Source organism: Elusimicrobiota bacterium, from assembly GCA_016722575.1.
Taxonomy (GTDB): domain Bacteria; phylum Elusimicrobiota; class Elusimicrobia; order FEN-1173; family FEN-1173; genus JADKIY01.
This window is the reverse complement of the sequence record JADKIY010000002.1, coordinates 690,939-701,377: the sequence shown is the minus strand read 5'-3', so window position 1 is coordinate 701,377 and position 10,439 is coordinate 690,939. Positions and strand designations below refer to the sequence as shown.

The 10,439-nt window shown below is 62.0% G+C and carries 13 protein-coding genes and 1 tRNA gene; 13 read left to right on the top strand and 1 reads right to left on the bottom strand.

Annotated features, from left to right (window positions below; genetic code table 11):
* Position 1: 1 nt before the first annotated feature.
* Genes IPP68_06785 through IPP68_06760 form a run of 6 tightly spaced genes read left to right on the top strand, consistent with a single transcriptional unit; the run spans position 2 to position 3,635 of the window.
* Complete coding sequence (locus IPP68_06785; protein ID MBL0350062.1) at positions 2-625, top strand: MotA/TolQ/ExbB proton channel family protein; 624 nt, start codon at positions 2-4, stop codon at positions 623-625.
* Positions 626-643: 18 nt separating this feature from the next.
* The gene (locus IPP68_06780) at positions 644-1,072 is read left to right on the top strand and encodes a biopolymer transporter ExbD (protein ID MBL0350061.1); all 429 of its coding nucleotides are present in this window, start codon (positions 644-646) and stop codon (positions 1,070-1,072) included.
* Complete coding sequence (locus IPP68_06775; GenBank protein MBL0350060.1) at positions 1,069-1,488, top strand: biopolymer transporter ExbD; 420 nt, start codon at positions 1,069-1,071, stop codon at positions 1,486-1,488. The genes IPP68_06780 and IPP68_06775 overlap by 4 nt, the downstream gene beginning before the upstream one ends.
* Positions 1,485-1,832, top strand: coding sequence for a hypothetical protein (locus tag IPP68_06770; protein MBL0350059.1), 348 nt, complete (start codon positions 1,485-1,487; stop codon positions 1,830-1,832). Before IPP68_06775 ends, IPP68_06770 begins: the two co-directional genes overlap by 4 nt.
* The gene (locus tag IPP68_06765; GenBank protein ID MBL0350058.1) at positions 1,829-2,662 is read left to right on the top strand and encodes an energy transducer TonB; all 834 of its coding nucleotides are present in this window, start codon (positions 1,829-1,831) and stop codon (positions 2,660-2,662) included. Before IPP68_06770 ends, IPP68_06765 begins: the two co-directional genes overlap by 4 nt.
* Positions 2,663-2,672: 10 nt before the next feature.
* The gene (locus IPP68_06760; protein ID MBL0350057.1) at positions 2,673-3,635 is read left to right on the top strand and encodes a hypothetical protein; all 963 of its coding nucleotides are present in this window, start codon (positions 2,673-2,675) and stop codon (positions 3,633-3,635) included.
* On the opposite strand, the gene IPP68_06755 is transcribed toward IPP68_06760, so the two are convergent.
* Positions 3,589-4,821: an MFS transporter gene (locus tag IPP68_06755; GenBank protein MBL0350056.1), complete on the bottom strand. Its 1,233-nt coding sequence runs from the start codon at positions 4,819-4,821 to the stop codon at positions 3,589-3,591. The genes IPP68_06760 and IPP68_06755 overlap by 47 nt on opposite strands.
* An 82-nt stretch (positions 4,822-4,903) precedes the next feature.
* On the opposite strand from IPP68_06755, the gene IPP68_06750 reads away from it, so the two are divergent.
* The 7 genes from IPP68_06750 (at position 4,904) to IPP68_06720 (ending at position 10,385) form a co-directional block, all read left to right on the top strand.
* Positions 4,904-5,491, top strand: coding sequence for a hypothetical protein (locus IPP68_06750; GenBank protein MBL0350055.1), 588 nt, complete (start codon positions 4,904-4,906; stop codon positions 5,489-5,491).
* A gap of 11 nt (positions 5,492-5,502) precedes the next feature.
* Positions 5,503-6,039 carry a YceI family protein gene (locus IPP68_06745; GenBank protein MBL0350054.1) on the top strand — a complete coding sequence of 179 codons (537 nt, stop codon included), beginning with the start codon at positions 5,503-5,505 and terminating at the stop codon, positions 6,037-6,039.
* A 155-nt stretch (positions 6,040-6,194) separates the two neighbouring features.
* Positions 6,195-7,130 (top strand): GGDEF domain-containing protein, encoded by a 936-nt coding sequence (locus IPP68_06740; protein ID MBL0350053.1) that lies wholly within the window; start codon positions 6,195-6,197, stop codon positions 7,128-7,130.
* A 96-nt stretch (positions 7,131-7,226) separates the two neighbouring features.
* A tRNA-Pro gene (locus IPP68_06735) sits at positions 7,227-7,300 on the top strand.
* A gap of 486 nt (positions 7,301-7,786) precedes the next feature.
* On the top strand, positions 7,787-8,182 hold the full coding sequence (locus IPP68_06730) for a hypothetical protein (protein ID MBL0350052.1): 396 nt from the start codon (positions 7,787-7,789) through the stop codon (positions 8,180-8,182).
* Between the two features lie 56 nt (positions 8,183-8,238).
* The gene (locus IPP68_06725; protein MBL0350051.1) at positions 8,239-10,038 is read left to right on the top strand and encodes an ATP-binding cassette domain-containing protein; all 1,800 of its coding nucleotides are present in this window, start codon (positions 8,239-8,241) and stop codon (positions 10,036-10,038) included.
* A complete protein-coding gene (locus tag IPP68_06720) occupies positions 10,035-10,385 on the top strand; it encodes a 4a-hydroxytetrahydrobiopterin dehydratase (protein ID MBL0350050.1) in 351 nt (116 codons plus the stop codon). Before IPP68_06725 ends, IPP68_06720 begins: the two co-directional genes overlap by 4 nt.
* The last annotated feature ends 54 nt before the right edge of the window (positions 10,386-10,439 follow it).

The following is a 10,439-nucleotide window of genomic DNA, read 5'->3' as shown; positions in this document are numbered from 1 at the left end:
GATGACATCCATGGGCTTCAAAGAATGGTTCATGATCAACCCGCCCATCATCAGCACGATTCTGGTGTTTTCGGTGCTGCTGTTGGCGTTTACCGCCGAGCGGTTCTGGGTGTTCCGCAAGGAAGCCAAATTCCCCCGGGAACTTTGGGAGCGCATCATGGGCTTGGTGCGGGAAAAAAGGCTTCGGGACGCCATCGCTCTCTGCGAAGTGTCCCACGGTTCTTTTGCCCGAGTCTTCAAAGCGGGTTTGGAAGGGTCCCTCGTCTCCCGACTGGACGCCGAAGACGGCATGGTGATTGAAAAGGAAGAAGGCCAGGAATTCCTGCGCAAGCGGGTGGGCCTCTTCGGCACCATCAGTTTTATTTCGCCTTTGATCGGCTTGTTGGGCACCGTGCTCGGCGTGTTGCGCGCCTTTCACGATTTGGCCCGATCGGGCTCGGGCGGACCGTCGGTGGTGGCGGCCGGTATTTCGGAAGCCTTGATCACGACGGTGGCGGGGCTCGTGGTCGCGATTCCCGCGGCCATCATCTACAACTATTTCAACTTCCGCTTGCGCGCAACGCTGGTGGAGATGAACACCTACGGCCAACGATTGCTTTTGGCCGTCTTCGGGGACAAGCGCTAGGGACGCGGGGGATTCCCGGTGAAAAAAGGGTCCATCGAAAAAGGCGAGGCCGAGGAAATCAGCGAAATCAACGTCGTGCCGTTGGCCGACATTTCGCTGGTTCTCCTCATTGTTTTGATGTTGATCACCCCCATGGTGATGCAGTCCATGATCCAGGTCTTCGCGTCCCGGGGCGCGGTGGCCGTGAAGTCGGATCAAACCGTCAAAGAAAAGCCGCTCTTCCTGGACGTCCGAACCGACGGGTATTACCTGAACACCAATAAATTGACCACGGACCTCCAGCTCCTCACCAATTTGCGGGGCGAGTTAAGCCGCAAGGACGACCGCACGGTCATCATCACCGCGGGCAAAGGCATCTCCCATGGGCGCATGGTGACGGCGCTGGACACGGCCAAGCAGGCGGGGGCGGAAAAACTGTCCCTCGTGAAACGGGCGGTCAAATCATGAAAAAAGTCCGGGACCAAGGCGCGGGCATTTCGGGCATTAACATCACGCCCATCATCGACATCACGTTGGTGTTGTTGATCGTGATGCTCGTGGCCGCCCCCGTGCTCAACATCCCCAACATGGAAGTGACGTTGCCCGACGCCTACACCGCGGAAACCAAGGAAAAGAACATATCCGTTTCCCTGGGCACGGACTTGCGGGTGGCCATCGACGAGGACATTGTCCCTGTGGGCGATCTGCCCCGCCGGCTGGACGAAAAGCTGAAAAAGAAAAGCAATCCGATGGTCATCATCCGCGCCGACAAGGACGTGGATTACGAAGACGTCGAGAATTTAATGGAAGTGATCAAGACCAAGACCCGGGCCAAAAAGATCGCCATCGCGACCCGTCAAAAGGAAGTCCGCGCCGCGCCATGACCGCCAGTTCGTTGGACCTGAACGATCATATTTTCGGAAAGCCCCGGGAAATGCTTTGCCTGGGGATCGCCCTGGCTTTGCACGTTCCGTTGTTGTTTTGGAAAGGGCATCCGGACGCGGGTCCTCTGGGCGACCCCATCGTGGGCGTCGATTTCGTGGTGGAAGAAGAGGCCAAGCCCGAGCCGGAACCCCCCCGCAAGGAAGAACCCAAAGAATCCAGCTTTTTCGAACGCGTTCAAAAGATGGTGGGTTTGGCCACCAAGCCCGTCCCCGTGGAGAAACTTCTCCAGGAGGCTCCCAAGCCCGAGTTGGCCGGTACCCCTCGGCCGGCCCCATTCAGGTGAGCCGAAAAATTCAATCAATTTTGGGCGAGGAAAAACTGAGCGACAAAGCCCGCGGCGGGTTGTCGGGTTCGATCAACGTCGATAACATTAAAACCGAAGCCGGGCTGGCCTCGGGCGGCATCGGGGCGGGCCCCGTGATCGGGGGCGGGGGAACCATCAAGAACAAATCCACCGCTTACCGGGTGGGCGCCAAGGACCTTCCTTTCGCGGTCAAACCCTTGCCCGGGGGCGAGTTGTCCAACGGCATGGACGCCGACGCGCCCCGCATCGCGGTGGCCAAGCGAAGCGATAAAGGCATCAAGAGCGTTTCCGGCGCTTTCTTCGGGACCGGCGGCGGCACGGGCGGCGGCGACGGCTCGGGCGACGGCTCCGGCGGCGGTGGCCTGCGGGACCGGGGCGCTTCGGGTTTGTCCGGAACGTCGGGAGGCTTTGCCGGCATCGGCGATGTGGGCGGCTCTTCGTCGGGCGGAGGATCGAATTTGAGCGGCGCCGTGAGCGGGACCGGCCGCGGGGTCGGCGGCGGGAACGGAAGGTCGCCCTACGAGATCTCCGGGGCGCTCGCCAACCGGCGCATTCTCAACGCCGTATTGCCGGTCTACCCGGATTGGGCGCGGGACCAGGGCCTGATCGCCTCCGTCAGTCTCAAGTTTTTTGTTTTGCACACCGGGGTGGTGAAAGCGAACATCACCGTTCAACGCTCGTCGGGATACGGCAAATTGGACTCGGCGGCCATCGCGGCTCTCCGGCAGTGGCGTTTTGAGCCGTTGTCCGAAGCCCAGTACGGCCAGGAGCAATGGGGCTTCATCCTCTTCAAATTTCGGGCGTTGTAAGGGAGACGAAATGAACAAAGCACCGTGGTTGGTCCTGACGCTGTTGATCGCCGCGCCCCTGGGCGCGGCCCCCAAAGGGGCCAAGAAGGCCGCGCCCGCCAAAGCCCCGGTCGCGTCCCCCTCTCCCCAACCCGCCCCCACGGCCCCGGCCACCCCAACCACGGCCCAGGAAAACCTCGGATCCATGGAAGTCACGGGGCAGGCCAAGGACAAAGTGTTGATCGAGAAGCCCACCCCCGAAATCAAAATCGACGTGCGGGAAATGGCGGATTCCGTGACGGAGAAAACGGAAAAATTGCTGGAGCGGCCCCGGACGGTCCCCGGCGAAGACGATTTTCAGCGCTTTGACCGCCTGGCCTCCAACCAGACCGCCCGCCCCTGGCTGCCGGAATTGGCGGAACCGCCCCTGATCAGTTTCCATCCCGAACCGGCCAAGACCACCGTCAAAGGCTGGCGCCTGGAAATCACAGACGAAACGGGCGAGGTGATTCAGACCTTGACCGGGAACGGAAACCCGGTGGACGAGATCGTCTGGGACGGCACGGCCAAAGATGGGAAAATGATCAAGGTGGCGACGGCCTACTCCTTCCGCTTCATCACGGTGGACGAATACAAAAACGCCCACACCACGCTGGGGAAGGCTTTCACGCTAAAGCACCTCAAATTCGAGGACAAGAAAAACATGGTGGTGGAAATTTCGTCCAAGTTTCTTTTCAAGGACGATAAAATCGCCGTCGAAGCCCTGCCCATTTTTGAACGCACGCTGGACGTGTTGCGGGATTACTCCCGCTACCCCTTCGCCCTGGAGTTCCACACCGATTCGCCCCAGGGGGATCTGGTCAAGGCCCGGCAAAAGGTGGTGACGGAAAAAGTCACAACCGAAATGCTCCTCCCCAAAGACAGCATCAAATACATCTACAGCGAAATCAAAGACCGGGGCGACGTTCTCCGGTTTGTGGTTCGCCTCCGCTGACCCCCTTCAAAAACGCCAACGCCACGGCCGCCGCCAGGGCCAAGGACGCGCCCAAAAGAAAGGCCGCGCGGTCGCCCCGCCATTTCCAAACGAGTCCGAAGGCCACCGACGCCAAGAGGGACCCAAACCCCACGGTCATGTGATAGAGGCCGTACACCGAGCCTCGAAGGGCCTCCGGCGCCAGATCGGCGATGAGCGCCCGTTCGACCCCTTCGGTCAGGCCGAAGAACACCCCGTAAACGCCCATGAGCGCCCAGGGCGTCCAGGCGCCCCGGGCCACCGCAAACAACCCATACACCGCCGCGTAAATCAACCAGCCCGCGAGCAGGAGCCGTTTGCGGCCGAATCGGTCCGACCACCGGCCTCCCGGAACCGACGTGGCGCTTTTGATCACGTGGTGAAAACTCCAGAGCAGAGGAAGCGCCAGGACCGGGAGCCCCAATTGCCGGGCTTTCAGGAGAAGGAAAGCGTCCGAGGCATTGCCCAGATTGAACAGGAGCAGGACGCCCAAATAGCGTTTAAAGCCGATGGGAACCGTCCGCCAAGCCTCCAGGGGTTGGAACACGCGGGACTCCCGGACCGTCCCCGGGATCTCCCGCAGGCCCCCCGCCACCAGAAGGACGACGAGAACCCCCGGGACGGCCGATAGGAAGAAAATAAGGCGCAGTTGGTCCGGCAGCCGCCAAAGAAGCAACGCCGCCAACAAGGGGCCGATGACCGCCCCGAGATGGTCCATGGCCCGGTGAAACCCGAAGGCCCGCCCCCGGTGTTCCGGGGGGACGGATTCCGCCACCAGGGCGTCCCGGGGCGACGTGCGCAGCCCTTTGCCGATGCGATCGGCGAAGCGAAGGGCGAGCACCGCCGGCCAGGACCCGGCCAGGGCGATCAGGGGGCGGACGGCGTTGGACGCCGCGTACCCCACGCCGATCCAGATTTTCCGACGGCGCAGTCGGTCCGACAAGTAGCCCGAAAAAAGTTTAAACAAGGACACGGCCGATTCGGCGACGCCTTCGATCAGCCCGAGAGAGGCCGCCGACGCCCCGAGGGTTTGGGTGAGGAAAAGGGGGAGCAGCGGGTAAATCATTTCCGACGACGTGTCGTTCAATAAGCTGACCCCGCCGAGGACAAGAATGTTGCGCGGCAGTCGGAAGCCGGGCGGGTTGTCGGGGGCGGTGGGGGAAGGCATGATGGGTGTCATGTTATTCAAAATGAAGATTACTATAATGAAGTGGATTGGCATGTCTTTTTCAACTTGTTTGGAGGATCAAATGAATAACGTTCGCCTTGCCGTTGCCGCCGCGTTGATTTTTTCATCCTTCCCCGTTCCGGGTCGAGCCGAGGAAAGCGCCCCGTCGCTGTCGTTGGACGATTTGGGTTTTAAAGAGGATCAAACCCGGGGCAACGCCGAACTTCAAAATCGGTTGCATCGGCGTTCCCGCCTGCTGAAGACCCATCAAATTTTGGGCCTGGCCACGGCCGTGCCCCTGATTGCCACGGTGATGACCGCCCCGGAATACGAATCGGCGACAACGGGGGGCGTGAATTCGGAAACGAAAACCCACCGCGCTCTGGGCGTCACGGCGGGAGCCATGTATTTGACGACGGCGTCCTTCGCGTTTTTTGCTCCCGAGGGCGAAGGCGTGAAGCGGAACAAGGGGCTGACGAAAGTGCACAAGGCCCTGGCCTGGATTCACTTCCCCGCCATGATTGCCGCCCCCATTCTCGGCTACCAGGCCTACAAGCAAGCGGACCGGGGGGAAAGCGTTCACGGGGCCGCCAAGCACCACAAGGAAGTGGCCGGGTTGGCCGCCGGGACTTACACGGCGGCCATGCTGGTCATGGTCTTTAACTTCTAGGGGGGATTTTCGTGCGCCGCCTCTGGGTCTTCGCTTTGCTTTTCGTCGGGTTCGTCGGGGCGCCTCGAGCCGCCACCTGGGTTTTGGAGTCTTCGACCCTCACCTACCGCGTCACGCACCGGTTGCACAAGGTGGAGGGCACCAGCCACGCGTCCCGGGGCAAAGGCCTCTGCGACGCTTCGGGGTGCCGGTTTCTGGTGGCCGCTCCCGTCGGCACCTTCGAATCGGGGGACAGCAACCGCGACCTGCACATGATCGAAACGACCCGGGGGGCGCAGTTCCCCATGGTCAAAGTGTCGGTGAATTTGGAGGGCGTCCCCGCGGGGGAGGAGTTCACCGCGGACCTGGCCATCGAATTCGCCGGGAAATCCCACCGCTACCCGTCCGTGCCATTTCGCGTTTCCGATCGTTCCGGCGGCTTTCGGTTCAGGGGGCAAATCCCCCTTCGTTTAACCGATTTCACCGTTCCCGCCCCTTCCCTGCTCGGGATGGCGGTCAAAGACGAAGTGCCCGTCGATGTCGAGATGGCCTGGTCCAAAAAACCCTAATCCCGTCGAGGCGGGGGCCTAACGCCCGAAGTCGTTGACGGGGGGTGCGCCCCCCGCGAATCGCCGTTTCAGCGTCCACCGGGCGGAAAACGGGGGTTCGGGAGGGCAAAACGCCCTCCCTTGACTCCCGCCGCTGGACTTGAGACGATAGGATCGTGACCCCCTTTCGAAAGGCCACCCCCCTCGCCGAGCCCCTGATCGCCGGGGGGCGGTCCCTCCGCCGGTTGGACCGGTTTTTGGCGGGGCTGGAGCGCCAATCCAACGGCGCGCTGGAACTCGAGGGCGTCGGATTTCTCCTCCTCCTGGGGATTGTCGACGGAGGAACGGGCCCCGACGTTTCCCTCATCCTTTTTTATCTGGTTCCCGTTTTTTGGTACGCCTGGTTTCTCGGCCGCCGTCACGGGTTGCTGATGGCCGTGGCCGCGGCGGTCGTTGAATTTACCGTCGATCTTAAGTCCGCCCACGCCCATCCGCACCCCGTCGTCGGCCTCTGGAACGCCGTGGCGAAGGCCGGGTTTTTCGCCGTTACGGCCCTCCTGCTGACGGCCCTTCGCCGTTCTTTTGAACAGGAGCGGCGTTTGGCCCAGATCGACCCGTTGACCGGCGTCCTCAACCGCCGGGCCTTCATCGAGCGGCTTCGGTTGGAAGTCGACCGGTCCCGCCGGCGGAAAAGCCCCCTCACCCTGATTTATCTGGACGTGGACCATTTCAAGGACCTGAACGACCGCTGGGGCCACCCCGCCGGCGACCGGATTCTTAAATCCGCGGTGACCACCCTGCGGAAGGATTTTCGCCGGACCGACGCCGTGGCGCGACTGGGGGGCGACGAATTCGCCGTGTTGCTCCCGGACACCGACGCCCCATCGGCGGACACCGTCATCCGCAAAATGCGGGCGCACCTCTCCGCCCCCCGGGAGGACGACCCCAAGGTGACTTTTAGTTTCGGCGCCGTGACCTTCCCGCGCCCACCCGACGACGTCGAATTGTTGATTCAGGAAGCCGACCGGTTGATGTACGAAGTCAAGCGCGCCGGCCGCAACAACGTGCGCCACGAAACCTGGAATTCTCCCGTGGGGGGCGCCGTTGGTTGACCCCGGGAACCGCAACCGCTAGAATCTCGACGGAAACCCCGCCGGGGTGCCCCGGCCCAAGTCGCCGGGGCTCCCCGGACAATTTATTACGGGGACCGGGGTGTAGCTCAGTTGGCTAGAGCGCCTGCTTTGGGAGCAGGAGGCCGCTGGTTCAAGTCCAGTCACCCCGAGATTTAGCAAGAGACCGCGCGCCGTTTTTTAACAAGAGCAGGAGGCCGCACGGTCGAAGTCTCCGCCGAGAGGCGGAGACATGAACAGTGGGGAAATCCTCTCGACAGGCGCGGGGCGCCCGTTCAAGTCCAGTCACCCCGAGATTTAGCAAGAGACCGCGCGCCGTTTTTTAACAAGAGCAGGAGGCCGCACGGTCGAAGTCTCCGCCGAGAGGCGGAGACATGAACAGTGGGGAAATCCTCTCGACAGGCGCGGGGCGCCCGTTCAAGTCCAGTCACCCCGAGATTTAACAAGAGCCGACGCGCCGGCGTAGCAAAGGCAGGAGGCCGTACGGTGGAAACGTCCGACGAAGTCGGACGTGTGGAGGGTGGGGATTTCCATCCCATCGGCGCGGGGCCCCCGTTCAAGTCCCTCCAGCCCGAGATTTCGCGGGGAACGAGGGCCCGTCGGTGTCCCGACTCGAATATAATTAATAAGGCCCGCTCATGTCCCCTGATCATGACGACTATGTTGAGATTCGAGGCGGCGATTACCGCGAGATCGCCGAGGCCCTGAAACGCTTCTCCCCGGAGACCTGCTGGATACGGCTCCGCCTTGACCGCCCGGATTTTCTGCACGTGGGATCGCGGGCGGATTTTCCGTCGGGCCTGCAGGGCCTGGAAATCGCTTATGATGGGGACACGGGCGAAGGGTTCCTCCCCCTGCTTTGGCCGGGCGCGCCTCCGCCGCCCCGAATCGAGGAGGAGGACTTCAAACGCGTGGTGGAGGGATTCGCTTCGAAGCTCTCCGGGGTCGCATTTCATCTGTATTGGATCTTCGGGCCCGGACATTTCATGCAATTCACCCCTGGTGGGGGATGGGTTTTTTCGCCGGACGGGTAGGCGGCGCACTGCCAAAAAACTAGAATCCTTCCTCCGCCGCCCACCCGCGGCCCCCTATGCTCAACGTTCAAAACCTCCACAAAGCCTTCGCCGCCCAGGTGATTTTCGACGGGGCCCATCTTCAATTAAACGCCGGGGACCGCTACGCCTTGATGGGGCCCAACGGCGCGGGAAAATCCACCCTCTTTAAAATCCTCCGGGGGTTGGAGACGCCGGACGACGGCAGCGTGTCCTTTCCCCGGGGGCTCAAAATCGGCTATCTCCCCCAGGAAACCGCGGAGTTGGGCGAAGGCACCGTGTTGGAAGAAACCCTGGCCGGGGAAGGCGACCCGGGCGACGAAAAGCGCGCCGCCGAAGCCAAAAAAACGCTCATGGGCCTGGGTTTCCGAGTGGCGGATTTCGATCGGATCGCCACGACGCTCTCCGGCGGCTGGCGGATGCGGGTGGCCATTGCGCGGCTCTTGATTCAAGCGCCGGACCTGCTGCTTTTGGACGAACCCACCAATCACCTGGATCTCGAATCCCTCTTCTGGTTTCAGGACTACCTTCAGAAATCAAAGAGTTCCCTCCTGCTGATTTCCCACGACCGCGCGTTTGTAAACGCCGTCGTTCACGGCATTTTGGACCTTCGGGAGAAAAAAATCTTTCGTTACGTGGGGGATTACGAACATTTTCTGGCGGCCCGGGAAGGGGAAGCCGAACGCCTGCTGTCGGCCTACAAGAAACAACAGAAGGACATCGCCGAAGCCCAGGATTTCATCAATCGGTTCCGCGCCCAGGCGGCCAAGGCGCCCCAGGTGCAAAGCCGCATCAAGATGCTCGACAAAATGGAGCGGATTGAAATCCCGCCCGAAATCAAAAGGGTCAAAATCCAGTTTCCCCAACCCTCCAAGCCCGGCGTCCGGGTTTTAGCGCTAAAAAATATCCACAAGGCCTACGGCGATCTGAAAGTCTACGACGGGCTCGATTTTGAGCTGGAACGGGGCCAGAAAATCGCCCTGGTGGGCCCGAACGGGGCCGGTAAGTCCACTCTTCTGAAAATATTGGCCGGGGTTTTGCCCGTGGATCGGGGGGAGCGCGTGCTCGGGCTCAACGTTCAGTCCGGCTACTTCTCCCAGCATCGCTGGGAAACTCTGCGGCCCGAACGGACGGTGCTTCAGGAGGCCTCCGACACCCGTCGGATGAACCCCGATCTCCTCATTCGGACGGTCCTGGGCACCTTCCTGTTCCGGGACGACGCCGTTTTTAAGAAAGTGGCGGTTTTAAGCGGCGGAGAAAAAAGCCGTTTGGCCTTGGCGAAGCTTCTCCTGGACCCGCCCAACCTTCTTCTGCTGGACGAACCGACCACCCACCTGGACATGGCCAGCGTCGAAGCCTTGGTGGAGGCGTTGAAGAGCTTTGAGGGCACCGTGGCCTTCATCAGCCACGACCTCTACTTCGTGAACGCCCTGGCCAACCACGTGGCCCACGTGGAAAACGGGCGGGTTCGGTTGTACAATGGGAACCACGACGATTTCCTGCGCCTTCGGCCGGTGGCCGAAAGCGCCGACGGGCCGGCGACGCCCGCGCCCGCGCGGACCGCCGCCGGGACGCCGGCGGCGGGGCCCGGATGGATGAAATCCTCCGACGACGACATCCGGCGCATGCGCGAGGCCGACAAGGCCCGGGGAAAGCGCCGGAAAAAGCTGAATCAACGCCTGCGGGAATTGGAGGAACAAGTGGCCGACTTAAAAAGCGAGATCGGATCGGTGTTCATCCAGAGCGACTACAAGAAACTGATGGAAATCGACGGGGCCTTGAAGGCGGCGGAAAAGGAATTGGCGGACACCCGGGACGCCCTGGCCCGGGACCAATGATCCGCCGCCTGGCCGACGAAGGGTGCCGCCCCTGCGGGAAAGGGGAGGCGCTTTTAACCCCGGAGGAGTTGGCGGAATTGCTGGTTTCCCTGCGACTCTGGAAATTGGAGAAGGTGGGCGGCGTGGCCCGGATCGTTAAAGTTTTTCCTTTCAAAGCGTTTGCCGACGGCATGGCCTTCGCCAAACGGGTCGCCGAAATGGCCGACGCCGCCGATCACCACCCGGCGCTCTTGGTCGAGTGGGGCCGCGTCACGGTGTCCTGGTGGACCCATTCGCTGGGCGGTCTGCATCGCAACGACTTTGTCCTCGCCGCCCGAACCGACCGGGTGTTGGACGAAGGCCGCTGACCCGAGGCGGCACGTCTCGCGCTGCTCCCCCGTCTACACGTTTTCCCGAGGCCG

Bases quoted from the DNA above. Each gene is read 5' to 3' on its own strand.
- IPP68_06755 (MBL0350056.1), bottom strand. From the start codon at position 4,821: ATGCCTTCCCCCACCGCCCCCGACAACCCGCCCGGCTTCCGACTGCCG.
- IPP68_06725 (MBL0350051.1), top strand. From the start codon at position 8,239: ATGCTCAACGTTCAAAACCTCCACAAAGCCTTCGCCGCCCAGGTGATT.
- IPP68_06730 (MBL0350052.1), top strand. From the start codon at position 7,787: ATGTCCCCTGATCATGACGACTATGTTGAGATTCGAGGCGGCGATTAC.
- IPP68_06760 (MBL0350057.1), top strand. From the start codon at position 2,673: ATGAACAAAGCACCGTGGTTGGTCCTGACGCTGTTGATCGCCGCGCCC.
- IPP68_06720 (MBL0350050.1), top strand. From the start codon at position 10,035: ATGATCCGCCGCCTGGCCGACGAAGGGTGCCGCCCCTGCGGGAAAGGG.
- IPP68_06750 (MBL0350055.1), top strand. From the start codon at position 4,904: ATGAATAACGTTCGCCTTGCCGTTGCCGCCGCGTTGATTTTTTCATCC.
- IPP68_06770 (MBL0350059.1), top strand. From the start codon at position 1,485: ATGACCGCCAGTTCGTTGGACCTGAACGATCATATTTTCGGAAAGCCC.
- IPP68_06775 (MBL0350060.1), top strand. From the start codon at position 1,069: ATGAAAAAAGTCCGGGACCAAGGCGCGGGCATTTCGGGCATTAACATC.
- IPP68_06785 (MBL0350062.1), top strand. From the start codon at position 2: ATGACATCCATGGGCTTCAAAGAATGGTTCATGATCAACCCGCCCATC.